This is a genomic window from Micromonospora sp. NPDC007230, assembly GCF_042869115.1.
GTDB lineage: Bacteria > Actinomycetota > Actinomycetes > Mycobacteriales > Micromonosporaceae > Micromonospora.
The window spans coordinates 316,672-332,247 of the sequence record NZ_JBIAFE010000004.1 but is presented as its reverse complement, the minus strand read 5'-3'; the positions used below and the strand labels follow the sequence as shown (position 1 = coordinate 332,247).

Sequence of the window (15,576 nt, the reverse complement as noted above, 5' to 3'; positions counted from 1 at the left end):
GGCGCGGCCCTCAGAGGGTGCGGCCGAAGGAGAGGCAGCCGGGGGCGTCCTTGTAGAAGCCGAAGTTCGGGATCCGCTCGTAGCCGGCCGAGGTGTACATGGAGATCGCCTCCGGCTGCCTGTCGCCGCACTCCAGGACCATCCGCTTGCGGCCCTGCTCCCGCGCCGACCGCTCGACCGCCGCGAGCACCGACCGGGCGACCCCCCGGCCCCGGGCGGCCGGCGCCGTGTACATCCGCTTCAGCTCCGCCGTCTCGCCGTCGTCGCCGTGGCTGCGCCAGCCACCACAGCCCACCGGCTGCCCGTGCAGGTAGGCGACCAGGAAGGCGCCCGCCGGGGGCTCGAACTCGGCGGCGTCGACCGGCGTGTCGTCGCCGCTGCCGCCGTACCGCTGGCCGAGGTCGGCCAGGGCCGCCCGGATCAACGCCTGCGACTCGGATGCGTCGAAGCGCCGGGCCCGGATCTCGATCTCACTCACGGAAGAAGGGTACGACCGCGGCCGGCCCCGAACCGGGGCCGGCCGGCGACGTCGGTCGCAGATCACTCCGTACGGCGGAAGTGGTCCCAGCCCGTCGGGCCCTCGTACGCGGCGCCGTCCACGGTCACCCCGGCGCCCTCGGTCACCTGCCCGATCGGCTGCCAGCCGGCCGGGAGCGCCGCCGCCGCGGGGAAGGTCGCCGCCAGGGCGTGGTCCTCGCCGCCGGCCAGGATCCAGGAGTACGGGTCGACCCCGAGCGCCTGGGCCGCGTCGCGCATCTGCCGGGGCACCTCGAACGCGTCCCGGGTCAGGTCGATCGCCACGCCGCTGGCCCGCGCCACATGCCCCAGGTCGGCGAGCAGCCCGTCCGAGACGTCGATCATGGCGGTGGCGCCGTGCCGGGCGGCCTCCGGCCCGGCGGCGTACGGCACCTCGGGTCGGCGGTACGCCTCGACCAGCAGCCGGGGCGTGCGGAAGCCGCGGGACAGCACGGTGTAGCCGGCCCCCGCCCAGCCGGTGCGCCCGGCGAGCGCCACCACGTCTCCCGGGCGGGCCCCGGAGCGGACCACCGGCGGCCGGTCGCCCAGATCGCCCAGGGCGGTCACGGCGATCGTGATGACGGGGCTGGACGACATGTCGCCGCCGACCACGCCCGCCCCGACCAGGGCCGCCTCGGCGCCCAGCCCGTCGGCCAACTCCTCCGCCCAGCTCGTGTCCAGCTCCGCCGGGATGCAGAGGGCGACCAGCAGTGCGGTCGGGGTGGCGCCCATGGCCGCGATGTCGGCGAGGTTGGCGGCCGCCGCCCGGTGCCCGACGTCCCGGGCCCCGGACCAGTCCCGGCGGAAGTGCCGCCCCTCCACCAGCACGTCGGTGGAGGCCACCACCCGCCGGTCCGGCGCGGCGACCACCGCCGCGTCGTCACCGGGACCGAGCAGGCAGCTCTCCCCCTGCGTCAGCCGGGCGGTCACCCGGTCGATCAGCCCGAATTCCCCGACACCCGCGACTGTCATGCCGTCCCCTCGTCGCGCTCACTCGTCACTCGCTTCGCCCACGCCGTGGCCTCGCTCACCGCGTCCAACCGGCCACCGATACGGATCACGGCTGCTCCGTACGGTAGTTTCACCCTTCGGACCGCCCCAGGCGGCGACGGACGGAGGTCGAGTCGTGGTACAGGCGTACATCCTCATCCAGACCGAGGTCGGGCGGGCGCGTGACGTGGCCGGTCAGATTTCGGACCTTGCCGGCGTGGTGCGTGTCGACGCCGTCACCGGGCCGTACGACGTGGTCGTCCTCACCGAGGCGAACACCGTCGACGAGCTCGGCAAACTCATCGTCAGCAAGGTGCAGATGGTGCCCGGCATCACCCGCACCCTCACGTGTTCGGTGGTGCGCCTGTAAGTGGACAAGATCACGACCTCCCCCGCTGCCGACGAGGCCCGCACGGCCGACGAGGCCCCGCGCCGGGACCGGAGCACCCGCAGGGCCGCCCTCTGGGCGACGCTGATCGCGGTGCCGGTGACCGTGGCGGTGGCCGGGTTCACCTTCGCCAAGCTGGCGCCGGACGAGCCGGCCGCCGCACCGCAGCCGTCGGCGACCGCCGTGCGGCCGCAGTCGACCGCCCCGGTCGAGATGCCCGCCCCGGCCCTGGCCGAGCGGCCGGCGACGCTGTGCCGGGCCCTGCTGTCGCAGCTCCCGCCGAGCGTACGCGACCTGAAGCAGCGGCCGGTCACCGCCGGCGCCGAGCAGAACGCCGCGTACGGCGACCCGGCGCTCACGGTGGCCTGCGGCGGCACCCCGCCGGTGATCCAGCCCACCGACGAGGTGTGGCGGGTCAACAAGGTCTGCTGGTACGCCGCGCAGGAAGCCGACGGCAGCGTGCTGACCACCGTCGACCGGGAGACCCCCGTCCGGGTCCGGCTGCCCAAGCAGTACGAGCAGCCGCTGCAGTGGGTCGCCCCGATCTCCGACGCGATCGTCGCGGCGGTCCCCTCGGCCAAGACCGCCCCGTCCGGCTGCTCCGGCTGACGTCGCGCCCCTGAGTGGGCGCAGATGCACGGAAAGAGTGGCCTTCCACGCCGGAATGGCCACTCTTTCCGTGAATCAGGCCGGATCTTGAGCCGCGTGACGGGTCAGCGGCCGGCGCGGCGGAGGGCGCTGCGGATGAGGCGGTTGACCAGCTTCGGATACTCCAGGCCGCTGGCCGCCCACATGCGCGGGAACATCGAGGTCGGGGTGAAACCGGGCATGGTGTTGATCTCGTTGAGATAGACGTCCAGCTCCGGCGTCACGAAGAAGTCGACCCGGGCCAGCCCGGAGCAGTCCAGGGCGGTGAACGCGCGGGTGGCGTACTCCTGCACCCGGTGGGCGACCGGCTCGGGCAGATTCGCCGGGACGTCGTACTCGCAGACCTCGTCGGCGTAGATGTACTTGGCCTCGAAGTCGTACCAGTCACGGCCGCCGATCATCCGCACCTCGGCCAGCACCGACGCCTCGGGGGCGCCGCCGGCCTCCCCCTCCAGCACGCCGCACTCGATCTCGCGGCCGACGATCGCGCCCTCGACCAGCACCTTGGTGTCGATCTCGCGGGCGGTGGCGACCGCCGCGTCGAGCTGGGACCAGTCGTCGACCTTGGTGATGCCGAAGGAGGAACCGGCCCGGGACGGCTTGACGAAGACCGGCAGGCCGAGGCGCTCCTTGTCCTCCTCGGTCATCGTCATCCCGTTGCGCAGCACCACGTACGGGCCGACCGGGATGCCCTCGGCGACGCAGAGCTTCTTGGTGAACTCCTTGTCCATGGCCGCCGCGGAGGCGAACACGTTCGCCCCGACGTACGGGATGCCGGCCATCTCCAGCATCCCCTGGATGGTGCCGTCCTCGCCGTACGCGCCGTGCAGCACCGGGAAGACCACGTCCACGTCGGCCAGCGCCCGGGGGCCCTGCGTCGGGTCGAGCACCATCAGGCCACCCGCCGCCGGATCGGCGCGCAGCACCAGTTCCGCGCCGGAGCCGGCAGTGATCTCCGGCAGCTTGCGATCCTGGATGGCCAGTTGGCCCGGGTCGCCGCTGGCCAGCACCCACTGGCCCTGCCGGGTGATACCGACCGGGACCACCTCGAACTCGTCCGGGTCCAGCGCGGCCAGCACGCTGCCCGCGCTGACGCAGGAGATGCCGTGCTCGGGGCTGCGGCCGCCGAAGACGATCGCCACACGGGTCTTGCCTGGGGTGGTCACTCCGGTCACCTCTTCGTTCGCGACTGCGGCTGGCCGTGCTCGCCGGTGGCGCTCACCCGGTTGACCCTACTGTGCGTGGCGAGCCCGGGCAGCCGATACCCGAGGAGACCGCACCTCGCCGCGCAACCGGTCAACGAGCCGTACACGGGGAGTAATCGGGCGACGTCGCCGTCGAACGGGCGCATCGCCACCGGTGGCGATGCGCCCGAGCGGGCGAGCGGATCGAGGCAGCCGCCCATTAGGCTGCTCGTCCTGTGAGCTCGGATGCCCTCATCGACAGCCTGCTGGCCGCCCTCGACGCCCGGCCCGACGACCTGCCGCTGCGCCTGCACCTGGCCGGACTGCTGCTGGACGGCGGCCGGGGCGCCGAGGCCATCGCGCACATCGGGCAGGCGCTCGCCCGGGATCCGGGCAACGCGCAGGCCCAGGCCCTGATGCAGCGGGCACTCGGCGGGCCCGTAGCCCCGGCGCAACGCGCGGCGCCCGCCGCCCCGCCCGAGCACGACCGCCCGGCGCCGCCCGCACCCGCCGGTCCGTCCGGGGAAGACCGCCCGGCGCCGCCGGCGCAGCGCCCGGCGCCCGCGGGTCCGTCCGGGGACGACCCGCTGGCCGCGTACGAGCAGGAGCTGGCCGACGTCGTGCCGCCGCGCTTCGCCCGGGCCGGCGACGAGCCGGAGCCGGTCCGCGGCGAGGCCGACCGGGTGTACGACGTGGAGTCCTCCTCGATCCGGCTGGCCGACGTGGGCGGCATGTCGGCCGTGAAGGAGCGGCTGGAGCTGGCCTTCCTCGGCCCGCTGCGCAACCCGGAGCTGCGCCGGATGTACGGCAAGAGCCTGCGCGGCGGCCTGATGCTCTACGGGCCGCCCGGCTGCGGCAAGACCTTCCTGGCCCGTGCGGTGGCCGGGGAGATGGGCGCGAAGTTCCTGTCGCTGTCCATCGTGGACGTGCTGGACATGTGGGTCGGCAACTCGGAGCGGAACCTGCACCAGCTGTTCGAGGCGGCCCGGCGCGACGCCCCCTGCGTGCTCTTCCTCGACGAGATCGACGCCCTGGGCCACAAGCGGTCGCAGGTCTCGTCGAGTTCGATGCGGACGCTGGGCAACCAGCTCCTGGCCGAGCTGGACGGCATGGAGGGCGACAACGAGGGCGTCTTCGTGCTGGCCGCCACGAACACCCCGTGGGACGTCGATCCGGCGCTGCGCCGGCCGGGCCGGCTGGACCGGGTGGTGCTGGTGCTGCCCCCGGACGCCGAGGCCCGTGCGGCGATCCTGGAGTACCACCTGCGCGAGCGGCCGATCGCCAACATCGACCTGCGCCGGGTGGTCGCGGCGACCGAGGACTTCTCCGGCGCCGACCTGGCCCACCTCTGCGAGAGCGCCGCCGAGTTCGCGATGGCCGACTCGGTACGCACCGGCCAGGTCCGGATGATCGAGCAGCGGGACCTGGAGCGGGCGCTGAAGGAGGTCCGCCCGTCCACCCGGCCGTGGCTGTCCACCGCCCGCAACGTCGCCATGTTCGCCAACGAGGGCGGCGTCTACGACGACCTGGTCGCGTACCTGAAGCGGCGCAAGCTGTTGTGAGGCCGGTGGTCGGTGGCGGTAGCGGCCTCCCGCCCTCCGTCGACCGGGTCCGGTGGGCGGGCCGGGGGTTCAGTCTTGCTCCGGGATTCGGGGGCGGCGCCCCACCGCGATGACCTTGACCCGTTGCCGCCCCGCCCGGACCATGCCCAGTGCCATGAAGGCGCCGGCGATCCGGTCCGCCGCCTCCCGGCTGTTCGCGCCGACCACCTGCCGGCGCCGCTCGGGGATCGTCCGCTCGTTGCGCCCCAACCCTTCCATCGGGCGGACGTCGGTGAGGACCACGAGGAAGCGGGTCATCCCCGTCCACCCCCGCCCAGCGGGCGGCAGCCCGTCACCGTCATGCGATCCCCTCCCCGTGCCCTGGGCGGTAGGGGCACGCGGCGATCGGGTCGTGGGGGGAGTGAAAACCCGATCGCCGCGCGCCCCATCCCCTCCGGTCACTCACCACCACCGTCGCCACGACAACCGGCGGTGAGGACGCGAACACAGATTGACAGGTGGACACGCGTGAATGCAACTCTCATCGAACTTCTCTCATGCACATCCTCCCCTTGATATGCGACCATCGATGCATGGCGCCGAAGACCGCCCGGGCCCGACGGCTCGGCATCGCCCTGCGTACCCACCGGGAGGCCGCCGGCCTGACCCTCGAGGCCGCGGCCGACGAGATCAACAGCACCCGGAGCACCCTGTCCCGGTACGAGAACGCGCAGACGCTGGTCAGCCCGGCCACCGTGCGCGCGCTGCTCACCCTCTACCGGGTCGGCCCCGACGAGATCGCCGCGGCGGTGCAGCTCGCCAAGGACGCCCGCAAGCCCGGCTGGTGGGTCTCCTACTCGTACCTGCTGGACCGGCGGACCATCGACTTCATCGCGCTGGAGGCGGAGGCGACCGGGATCGCCAACTTCGAGCCCTCGGTGGTGCCCGGCCTGCTCCAGACCGCCGACTACATCCGCGGCGTGATGCGCGGCGGCCCGCACACACTCAGCGACGAGCAGGTGGAGCAGCGCGTCCACCTGCGCCTCGACCGGCAGCAGCGGCTCACGAGTGACGATCCGCCGATCCTCGACGCCATCATCGACGAGGGCGCGCTGCTGCGCCCGGTCGGCGACCGGTCCGTGATGGAGGGACAGCTACGACACCTGCTGAAGATGGCCGAACTGCCCAACATCACCGTGCAGGTGATCCCTCTCGCCGCGGGCTACCACCGGGGCACCCGGGGCTCGCTGCACATCCTGGAGTTCGCCGACCCCGAGGACCCGATCATCGCCTCGGTGGAGACGGTCGCCGGGCAGATGGTCCTGGACCGGCCGGGCGACCTGCGTACCTGCACCAAGATCATGGAGCACCTGCGGACCGTGGCGCTGAGCCCGCCGGCCAGCCGGGACCAGCTCCTCCGCCTGTTGAACGAGAGGTAGACCCGGATGAACGGCACGAACAGCCCCCGCCCGGCAGCGACCGGCTGGCGCAAGAGCAGCCACAGCGGCGACGAGGGCGCGTGCGTCGAGATGGCGTCGCTGCCCGAGGCCGTCGCGGTCCGCGACTCCAAGGACCCGGCCGGCCCGGTGCTGGTCTTCTCCCCGGCCGCCTGGACGGCGTTCACCGGCGCCCCACCGCGCGGCTGATCCCTGGCCCGGCCGCCCGGCCGCGGGTCAGCCGGCGACCAGCGGGCCGGCGGCGGAGCCGGACCGGACCGCCTCCAGCGCCGCGATGGCCACCCCCCGCGCGCCGGCCATGTCCCGGTCCGGCACCAGCGCGAAGGTGGCCACCGCGCGCTGCTCGGCGCGGAGCACCGTGCACTCCCGCACGGTGGCGAGGAACCAGTCGCGGAACTCCGGCGCCGCCTCCACCACGCCACCGCCGACGAAGTACGCGTGCGGGTCGGTGAAGTTCGCCGCGATGGTGAACAACCGGCCCAACGCCATCGCCTGCTGGGTGAACACCTCCCGAGCCAACGGGTCGCCCCGCTCGCCGTAGCCGCGCACCAGCTTCGCCGCCCGGCCCGGCGGCTCGGCCGCCAGCGGATGCCCCGGGAACCGGCCCAGCCAGTACGGGAGCAGGTTCCGCTCGATGGCGGTGAGCGAGGCGACGCTCTCCACGTCACCAGTGAAGCCGCAGGCGCAGACGGGGACCGCCTGGCCCGGCGCCAGCAGCCCGTCGAGCGGGATGTGCACGTGCCCGAACTCCCCCGCCATGCCGGCCGCACCGCCGACCACGCGGCCGTCCTCCACCACCCCACCGCCGAGCCCGGTGCCGACGATGGCGGCGACCGAGGAACGGCGCATCGCGTCCACGCCGAAGTGGACGTGGTGCGCGTACAGGGCCGCCGCGTTGCCGTCGTTGGCGTAGACCACCGGGAGGCCGAGCCGGTGCTCCAAGGCGCCCCGCACGTCGTACCCCCGCCAGGCCGGCTGGGAGAAGTTGGTCGAGCCGCGCGAGGAGATGACCCCGGTGGCGCTCGCCGGGCCGGGGGTGTCCAGCCCGACGGCACGCACCAGTTCCCGGGGCACCCCGGTGCGCGCCACGATGCCGTCGAACGCCCGGGCCAGCGCCTCGATCGCCGCCTCCGGCCCGGCCTGGACCTCGCTCGGGATCTCCACCAGCCCGTCCACGAGGAACCGGCCGTCGACGGTCAGCACGGTGGCGTTGTTGCTGGTGCCGCCGTTGTCGAGACCCACCACCACCGGCACACCCGTGCTGCCCACGGCCACCCCTCCCGCCGAGCCTGGCCCGAGGCTAGTTCGCCGTTGCGCGGCCCGCCATGCCCCGGACGGGCCGGGCGGCGCGACGCTCAGCCGGGCCGGCGGGCCGTGACGGCCGTGGCGTCCAACTCCTCGTCGTGCACCACGGTCGGCACCAGACCCGCGTCGGTCAGCACCCCGCAGAGCGCCTCGGCCTGGCCGGCGCTGGACTCCACGGCCAGGTGCCCGCCCGGGACGAGCCACTCGGCTGCGCCGGCCGCCACCCGGCGCAGCACGGCCAGCCCGTCTTCGCCGCCGTCCAGCGCCATCGGTGCCTCGTAGAGCCGCGCCTCAGCCGGCATCAGGGCCAGCGCGCCGCTCGGCACGTAGGGGGCGTTCGCCACCACCAGATCCAGGCGGCCCCGCCACTCGGTCGGGATCGGCCCGAACAGGTCGCCCTGGTAGACGGGCACGCCGAGCGGGGCGAGGTTGCGCCGGGCGCAGGCCACCGCGGCCGGGTCGAGGTCGGCGGCGGCCAGCCAGCGGGGCGCGAGCCGGCCGTGCAGCACCAGCGCGGCGGTGCCGGACCCGCAGCAGAGGTCGAGCACGGCCGGTGCCGGACCGGCCACCGCTGCCGCCGCGGCGACCAGCAGGGCGGTCCGCCCCCGGGGCACGAAGACCCCCGGGTCGACGGCGATCCGCCGGCCGCAGAACTCGGCCCAGCCGAGCAGGTGTTCCAGCGGCAGGCCGGCGACCCGGCGGTCGACGAGCTCGGTCAGGGCCGCGGCCGAGTCGGCGGCGGCGATCAGCAGGTCCGCCTCGTCCTCGGCGTAGACGCAGCCGGCGGCACGCAGCCGGGCGACGAGGGCGGGACGGTCGGGAGGAAACGGTGCCATGGCATGCCTTTCGGGAACGCTTGTCGGCGCTCCCGGCGTCGCCTAACCAGGGACGACGCGGACTCGGCGGGGAGCGCCGGTCCTTCGCTGGTGGATCGGGCTCACCTCCTCCGGTCGGGGCCCGTACGGGCCGTGGCTGTCCGTCACCTTAGCGGAGCTGGCACCGGCCGGCCGCCCCGGCACCGGCGCGCTGCGGTGTCAGCCCGCGCCGGTGTCAGTCCGCGCCGACGATCGGGCCGTCCCCCGGTTCAGGCCACGCTGGCGACCGAACCGTCCCGAGGTCAGGCCGCGCTGGCGTCCAGCGCGGCGGTCACGTCGGCCACCAGGTCGGCCGGATCCTCGATCCCGCAGGAGAGCCGGACGAAGCCGGGGGCGGTGTCGTCGCCCCACTGGGCCCGCCGGTCGGCGGTGGTGTGCAGCCCGCCGAACGAGGTGGCGGCGGCAACCAGCCGGGACGCGTCCAGGAACCGGGCCACCCGGGCGGCGTCGCCCAGGTCGAACGAGAGCACGCCGGGCATCCGTCGCATCTGGACCGAGGCGACCGGGTACGCCGGATCCTCCGGCCGCCCGGGCCAGCGCAGGCCGGTGACGTCGTCGCGGCCCGCGAGCAGCCGGGCGAGCGCCTCGGCGTTGGCGGTCTGCCGGGCCAGCCGCAGGTCCACGGTCGCCAGCGAGCGGTGCGCCAGCCAGCAGTCGAACGCGCCGGGTATGCCGCCGGTGGTGGTCCGCCAGGCCGTCACCGGGTCGAGCAGCTCGGCGGAGCGGGTCGCCACGTAGCCGAGCAGCAGGTCGGAGTGGCCGGTGAGCGCCTTGGTGCCGGAGGCGACCACCACGTCGGCTCCGAGGTCCAGCGGGCGCTGCCCGAGCGGGGTGGCGGTGGTGTTGTCCACCGCGAGCAGCGCCCCGGCGGCATGCGCGGCGGTGGCCAGGGCCGGCACGTCGGCCACGTCCAAGCCGGGGTTCGCCGGGGTCTCCAGCAGCACCAGGCGGACACCCTCGAACGAGGGGTACGGCCCGGCCGTCGGCACGAAGTGGACCCGCACCCCGATGCCCTCGAGGGTGGCGGTGGCGAACGCGCGGACCGGGAAGTAGCCGTCGGCGGGGAGCAGCACGGTGTCCCCGGGGCGCAGCAGCGCCAGCAGCAGCCCGGTGATGGCCGCCTGGCCGCTGGCGAAGACCCGGCAGTCCCCGCCCTCCAGCTCCCCGATGGCCGCCTCCAGCAACCGCCGGGTGGGGTTGTCCGGCCGGCCGTACCCGTTGGGCGCCGCCGCCGGCCCCTCCCACGGGTCCAGGTGGTACGGCGCGGCGAAGACCGGCCCCGGCAGAAACGGTGCACCGGGCGCCGGGGCCGGCAGCCCGGCGTGCACGCTGCGGGTGCCGTCACCCCAGTCGCTCATGCAGCCGCCTCGCTCTCGGCGACGGCATGAGGCTCGACCGCACGGTGCCCGATGATCCGCTCGCTCATGGCCGCCTCACTCGTACGACTCGGGCTTCGCGGTCCGGCTCATCAGCGCGTCCACGGCGAGCCGCGGATCCATCCCCTCGTGGCAGATCCGCTCGATCTGCTCGGTGATCGGCATCTCCACCCCGTGCGCCCGGGCCAGGTCCCGGATGGCCAGGCAGCTCTTCACCCCCTCGGCGGTCTGCCGGGTGGCCGCCTGGGCCTGCTCCAGGGTCTCCCCCCGGCCCAGGTGCTCGCCGAAGGTGCGGTTGCGGGCCAGCGGCGAGGAGCAGGAGGCCACCAGGTCACCCATGCCGGCCAGGCCGGCGAAGGTGATCGGGTCGGCGCCGAGCGCCACGCCCAGCCGGGCAGTCTCGGCCAGCCCGCGGGTCATCAGCATGGCCCGGGTGTTGTCGCCGAAGCCCATCGCGGTGGCGATCCCGTACGACAGGGCGATCACGTTCTTCACGGCTCCGCCCAGCTCGCAGCCGATCACGTCGTCGTTGGTGTACGGGCGGAAGTACGACGTCCGGATCGACGACTGGACGAGGGCGGCCCGCCGGCTGTCGGTGCTGGCGACCACGGTCGCGGCGGGCTGCTCGGCGGCGATCTCCGGGGCCAGGTTGGGCCCGGAGACGACCACCACCCGATCGGCGGGCACCCCGGCGGTCTCCATGATCACCTGGCTCATCCGCTTGGTGGTGCCCAGCTCGATGCCCTTCATCAGGGAGACCAGCGTGGCGTCCGGATCCAGGTGGGGGGTCCACTCGGCCAGGTTGGCGCGCAGCGTCTGCGACGGCACGGAGAGCACCACCACCTCCGCCCCGGCGATCGCCTCCTCGGCGTCGCCGGTCGCGGTGACCCGGTCGGGCAGCCGGAGGTCCGGCAGGTAGTCCGGATTGCGGTGCTCGGTGCGGATCGCGTCGGCCACCGACCGCCGCCGGGCCAGGATCGTCACGTCCCGCCCGGCGTCGGCGAGGATCTTGGCGAACGCGGTCCCCCACGACCCCGCCCCCAGCACGGCCACATGCCCGCTCATGCCGTCGCCTCCCCACGGTCGGCGACGCCATGAGGCACCACCGCGCTGAGCCAGCCGATTCGCTCGCTGCGCTCGCTCATGCCGTCGCCTCCCCACGGTCGACGACGCCATGAGGCACCACCGCGCTGAGCCAGCCGATTCGCTCGCTGCGCTCACTCATTCACTCACCTCGCGGGAACGGGTGCGGGCGGGGCGCTCCCAGAGCGGTGGTGGGGTGCCGCCGCGAATCTCGGCGACCAGGTCACGGATCCGCAGCATGATCGTGTCGGTCATCTCCTCCAGGACCGCCCGGGTCGGCGTGGCGCCCGCCCAGCGGCTCAGGTCGATCGGGGGCCCGGCGACCACGGTCACCGGGGTCCGCGGGCGCAGCCGCAACCGGGCCGTCCGCGGGTCGAACATCCACTCCGGCCCCCACATGGCGACCGGGATCACCGGCGCGCCGGTGGCCAGCGCCAGCCGGGCCGCCCCGGTCTTGCCCTTCATCGGCCACAGGTCCGGTTCGCGGGTGGTGGTCCCCTCCGGATAGATCACCACGGCGCCGCCCTCGCGTACCGCCGCGACCAGCTTGTCCAGCGACCTGGCCGCCTCGACCGAGCCGCGCTCCACCGGGATCTGCCGGCACCGGTGCAGGATCCAGCCGATCACCGGCACCCGGAACACGCTGGCCTTGCCGAGAAACTGCGGCCAGCGCCCGGAGTCGTAGATGAAGTGCGCGGAGACCAGCGGGTCGGCGTGCGAGATGTGGTTGGGCACGATGATCATTCCGCCGTCGCGGCGCAGGTGCTCCATGCCCCGCCAGGTGCGCCGCGTCCAGACGTTCAACACCGGCTTGACCAACACCACGGCTAACCGTGGCCAGAATCCCACCTTCCGCCGCGCCACCCTGTCTCCTCCTCGCGCCCCACGCACCCACGCCCCGCGACGAAATCATGCCTGCTCGCCCTGGGTCCGGCCAGAGAGGGTACCGCCGTCCCCACTGGCAGGATGGTCACGTGCCCGAGCCGAGCTGGACCGTGGTGGTGCCGGTGAAGCGCCTCGAGGCGGCGAAGAGCCGCCTGCGGGGCGCGCTGTCCGGCGTACCACACGAGGAGCTGGCGCTGGCGCTGGCGGCCGACACGGTCCGCGCGGTGCGGGCCTGCCCGGCGGTCGCCGAGGTGCTGGTGGTGACGGACGACTCGCGGGTGGCGGCGGAGGTGGCGGCGGCCGGCGCCCGGGTGGTGACGGACCCCGCAGCCGGGCTGAACGCCGCCTTCCGGCACGGCGCGGCAGCCGCCGGCCCGCGCGCCGCGGTGGCCGGACTCACCGCCGACCTGCCGGCGCTGCGCCCGGCCGAGCTGGCCGCGGCGCTGCGGGCCGTCCGCACCGGCCCGCCGGGGGTACGCGGGTTCGCGGCCGACGCCCCGGGCACCGGCACCGTGCTGCTCGCCGCGCCGCCCGGCGTACCCCTGGATCCCCGGTTCGGCCCGGGCTCGGCCGCGGCGCACACGGCCAGCGGGGCGCGCCCGCTGCGCGGTGCCTGGCCCACGTTGCGCCGCGACGTGGACATCCCGGCGGACCTGGCCGCCGCCGCCCGGCTGGGCGTGGGCCCGCGCACCGCCGCGCTGCTGGACGCCCGCTCGGCCGCCACCCCCGGCCGACCCGTCGGGTACGGTGCTGGCATGCAGGGCACGGTGGCCACCTACGACGCGGCGACCCGCAGCGGCGTGCTGCTCCTCGACGACGGCACCGAGCTGGCCTTCCCGGCCCGGGCCTTCGACGCCTCCGGGCTGCGGCTGCTCCGGCTCGGGCAGCGGGTCCGGATCGAGCGGGACGCGGCCGGTGCGGTCGTCCGGGTGACGTTGCCGACGATGGCCTGAGCAACCTGCCCCGAGTTCATTTTCCGTTCACCGGAATCGGGGAATCATGAGGGGGTGAGCACCCCTCGCGAGCAGCCCGAGAGTCCGCCGCACTTCCTGCACCCGACCGCGTCCCGCAACGGCGCCCCGGCCCGCGGCACCGACGGCCGCTTCCGCCGCGTCCGCGCGCCGGAGGAGGACCTGCCCGTTGAGGCGTCGGCGCCCGACTCGGCGGGGCTGGAGGAGTCCCTCGACCCGGTCGAGGGGCCGGGTCCGGTGCCGGACGCCGCACCGCCGGCGGCGCAGCCGCTGCCCGAGGATCGTTTCCTCAACCGGGAGCTCTCCTGGCTCGACTTCAACGCCCGGGTGCTGGCGCTCGCCGAGGATCCGCGCACCCCGCTACTGGAGCGGGCGAAGTTCCTGGCCATCTTCGCCAGCAACCTGGACGAGTTCTACATGGTGCGGGTGGCCGGGCTGAAGCGGCGCCTCTCCGCCGGCCTGCCGGTACGCGGGGGTGACCGGCTGCCGCTGCGTACCCAGTTGGAGCTGGTCGCGGAGAAGACCGCGGACCTGGTCGCCCGGCACGCCACCTGCTTCGTCGACGAACTGCTGCCGAAGCTGGCCGAGGAGGACATCCGGATCCTGCGCTGGAGCGACCTGGACGACCCGGAGCGGGAACGGCTGCGCACCTGGTTCCGGGAGCACATCTTCCCGGTGCTCACCCCGCTCGCGGTGGACCCGGCGCACCCCTTCCCGTACATCTCCGGGCGGTCGTTGAACCTGGCCGTGTCGGTCCGCGACCCGGACGGCGGATCGGAGCTGTTCGCCCGGGTCAAGGTGCCGAACAACGTACCCCGGTTCGTCCGGGTGGCCCGCGACCAGCCAGGCGTCCGGTTCCTGCCGCTGGAAGACCTCATCTCGGTGCATCTCGGGCAGCTCTTCTCCGGCATGCAGGTGGTCGAGTGCCACCTGTTCCGGGTCACCCGTAACGCCGAGGTCGAGGTGGACGAGGACCGCGACGAGGACCTGCTCCAGGCCCTGGAACGAGAACTGGCCCGGCGCCGGTTCGGTCCCCCGGTACGGCTGGAGGTGGCCGCGTCCATCTCCGACCACATGCTGGAGCTGCTCGTCCGCGAGCTGGACATGGACAGCCACGACGTGCTCCGGGTCCGCGGCCTGCTCGACCTCTCCGCGCTCTGGCAGGTGTACGGCGAGGCCGACCGCCCCGACCTCAAGGATCCGCCGTTCGTGCCGGCCACCCACCCCCGGCTCACCGAGGGCGAGGTGCCCCGCAGCGTCTTCGCCACCCTGCGCGACGGCGACGTGCTGGTGCACCACCCGTACCACTCGTTCGCCACCAGCGTGCAGCGCTTCATCGAGCAGGCCGCCGCCGACCCGAACGTGCTGGCCATCAAGCAGACCCTCTACCGCACCAGCGGCGACTCCCCGATCGTCGACGCGCTGGTCGACGCGGCGGCCGCCGGCAAGCAGGTGGTGGTGCTGGTCGAGCTGAAGGCGCGCTTCGACGAGGTGGCGAACATCGGGTGGGCGCGCACCCTGGAGCGCGCCGGCTGCCACGTCGTCTACGGCCTGGTCGGCCTGAAGACGCACTGCAAGACCGCCCTGGTGGTACGCCAGGAGGGCAACCAGATCCGCCGCTACTGCCACATCGGCACCGGCAACTACCACCCGAAGACCGCCCGGCTCTACGAGGACTTCGGCATGCTCACCGCCGACCCGGAGATCGGCGCCGACCTGACCGACCTGTTCAACGTGCTGACCGGCTACAGCCGGCAGACCGCGTACCGGCGGCTGCTGGTGGCCCCGCAGGGCATCCGCAGCGGCCTGATCGAGCGGATCGAACGGGAGGTCGCCCACGTCCGGCTCGGCATGCCAGGACTGGTGCAGTTCAAGGTGAACGCCCTGGTGGACGAGGAGATCACGGACGCGCTCTACCGGGCCTCGCAGGCCGGTGTCCACGTCGACCTGCTGATCCGGGGCATGTGCACGCTGCGTCCGGGGGTGCCGGGGCTGTCGGAGAACATCCGGGTCCGCTCGATTCTGGGCCGGTTCCTGGAGCACTCGCGGATCTTCCGGTTCGGCAACAACGGCGACGCCGAGTTCTGGATGGGTTCGGCCGACCTGATGCACCGCAACCTGGACCGCCGGGTGGAGGCGCTGGTGCAGGTGAGCGACCCGGTCGCCCGGGCCGAGCTCGACCAGGTGCTGACCGCCGCGTTCAGCCCGGACGTGGACGCCTTCGAGCTGGCCTTGGACGGCAGCTGGACCCGGCGTACGGGCACCGAGGAGGCGCCGCTGACCCACCTGCAGGAGCTGTTGCTGCACCGGGTCGGCGGGACGGCGGGCTGAGCGGCCCACGGCGGGCACGGATCGCG

At 74.1% G+C, this 15,576-nt stretch carries 16 protein-coding genes and 1 pseudogene; 8 read left to right on the top strand and 9 right to left on the bottom strand.

From position 1 onward, the window contains the following. Nucleotides 1-10: 10 nt before the first annotated feature. Both ACFYML_RS08710 and ACFYML_RS08705 read right to left on the bottom strand, forming a co-directional pair. On the bottom strand, nt 11-478 hold the full coding sequence (locus tag ACFYML_RS08710; protein WP_387419995.1) for a GNAT family N-acetyltransferase: 468 nt from the start codon (nt 476-478) through the stop codon (nt 11-13). 62 nt (nt 479-540) lie between these two features. After that, nucleotides 541-1,488 (bottom strand): thiamine-phosphate kinase, encoded by a 948-nt coding sequence (locus ACFYML_RS08705; RefSeq protein ID WP_387419994.1) that lies wholly within the window; start codon nt 1,486-1,488, stop codon nt 541-543. A 154-nt stretch (nt 1,489-1,642) separates the two neighbouring features. On the opposite strand from ACFYML_RS08705, the gene ACFYML_RS08700 reads away from it, so the two are divergent. Both ACFYML_RS08700 and ACFYML_RS08695 read left to right on the top strand, forming a co-directional pair. After that, nucleotides 1,643-1,876, top strand: a complete 234-nt coding sequence (locus tag ACFYML_RS08700) for an Lrp/AsnC ligand binding domain-containing protein (RefSeq protein ID WP_073832485.1) — start codon at nt 1,643-1,645, stop codon at nt 1,874-1,876. Next, a complete protein-coding gene (locus ACFYML_RS08695) occupies nt 1,877-2,503 on the top strand; it encodes a DUF3515 family protein (RefSeq protein WP_387419993.1) in 627 nt (208 codons plus the stop codon). Between the two features lie 104 nt (nt 2,504-2,607). Here the strand turns inward: ACFYML_RS08695 and ACFYML_RS08690 are convergent, their stop codons facing one another. Continuing rightward, nucleotides 2,608-3,708: a D-alanine--D-alanine ligase family protein gene (locus tag ACFYML_RS08690; RefSeq protein ID WP_387419992.1), complete on the bottom strand. Its 1,101-nt coding sequence runs from the start codon at nt 3,706-3,708 to the stop codon at nt 2,608-2,610. Between the two features lie 254 nt (nt 3,709-3,962). Between ACFYML_RS08690 and ACFYML_RS08685 the strand changes: the two genes are divergently transcribed. After that, nucleotides 3,963-5,288: an ATP-binding protein gene (locus tag ACFYML_RS08685; RefSeq protein WP_387419991.1), complete on the top strand. Its 1,326-nt coding sequence runs from the start codon at nt 3,963-3,965 to the stop codon at nt 5,286-5,288. Between the two features lie 69 nt (nt 5,289-5,357). Here the strand turns inward: ACFYML_RS08685 and ACFYML_RS08680 are convergent, their stop codons facing one another. Then, a complete protein-coding gene (locus tag ACFYML_RS08680) occupies nt 5,358-5,585 on the bottom strand; it encodes a hypothetical protein (RefSeq protein ID WP_387419990.1) in 228 nt (75 codons plus the stop codon). A gap of 275 nt (nt 5,586-5,860) precedes the next feature. Between ACFYML_RS08680 and ACFYML_RS08675 the strand changes: the two genes are divergently transcribed. After that, nucleotides 5,861-6,706, top strand: coding sequence for a helix-turn-helix transcriptional regulator (locus ACFYML_RS08675; RefSeq protein WP_073832481.1), 846 nt, complete (start codon nt 5,861-5,863; stop codon nt 6,704-6,706). A 6-nt stretch (nt 6,707-6,712) separates the two neighbouring features. Next, nucleotides 6,713-6,913 carry a DUF397 domain-containing protein gene (locus ACFYML_RS08670; protein ID WP_357433780.1) on the top strand — a complete coding sequence of 67 codons (201 nt, stop codon included), beginning with the start codon at nt 6,713-6,715 and terminating at the stop codon, nt 6,911-6,913. Between the two features lie 27 nt (nt 6,914-6,940). Here ACFYML_RS08670 and ACFYML_RS08665 read toward each other — a convergent pair whose 3' ends face one another. From ACFYML_RS08665 to ACFYML_RS08645, 5 genes are all read right to left on the bottom strand, one after another. Further along, nucleotides 6,941-7,993, bottom strand: a complete 1,053-nt coding sequence (locus ACFYML_RS08665; RefSeq protein ID WP_387419988.1) for an ROK family protein — start codon at nt 7,991-7,993, stop codon at nt 6,941-6,943. A gap of 86 nt (nt 7,994-8,079) precedes the next feature. After that, nucleotides 8,080-8,865, bottom strand: a complete 786-nt coding sequence (locus ACFYML_RS08660; protein WP_387419987.1) for a putative protein N(5)-glutamine methyltransferase — start codon at nt 8,863-8,865, stop codon at nt 8,080-8,082. A gap of 281 nt (nt 8,866-9,146) precedes the next feature. After that, nucleotides 9,147-10,262, bottom strand: a complete 1,116-nt coding sequence (locus ACFYML_RS08655) for a cystathionine gamma-lyase (protein WP_387419986.1) — start codon at nt 10,260-10,262, stop codon at nt 9,147-9,149. A 75-nt stretch (nt 10,263-10,337) separates the two neighbouring features. Then, nucleotides 10,338-11,345, bottom strand: a complete 1,008-nt coding sequence (locus ACFYML_RS08650; RefSeq protein ID WP_357433788.1) for an NAD(P)H-dependent glycerol-3-phosphate dehydrogenase — start codon at nt 11,343-11,345, stop codon at nt 10,338-10,340. 156 nt (nt 11,346-11,501) lie between these two features. Further along, complete coding sequence (locus ACFYML_RS08645) at nt 11,502-12,227, bottom strand: lysophospholipid acyltransferase family protein (RefSeq protein WP_387419985.1); 726 nt, start codon at nt 12,225-12,227, stop codon at nt 11,502-11,504. A 110-nt stretch (nt 12,228-12,337) separates the two neighbouring features. Between ACFYML_RS08645 and cofC the strand changes: the two are divergent. The 3 genes and pseudogenes from cofC to ACFYML_RS08630 all read left to right on the top strand — a co-directional run. Then, nucleotides 12,338-12,988, top strand: a pseudogene (gene cofC / locus ACFYML_RS08640) (2-phospho-L-lactate guanylyltransferase); the annotation flags it as partial. 15 nt (nt 12,989-13,003) lie between these two features. Continuing rightward, complete coding sequence (locus ACFYML_RS08635) at nt 13,004-13,201, top strand: cold-shock protein (protein ID WP_241825032.1); 198 nt, start codon at nt 13,004-13,006, stop codon at nt 13,199-13,201. A 54-nt stretch (nt 13,202-13,255) separates the two neighbouring features. Next, entirely contained in the window at nt 13,256-15,550 is a 2,295-nt protein-coding gene (locus ACFYML_RS08630) for an RNA degradosome polyphosphate kinase (RefSeq protein ID WP_387419984.1), read from the top strand. Nucleotides 15,551-15,576: the final 26 nt, after the last annotated feature.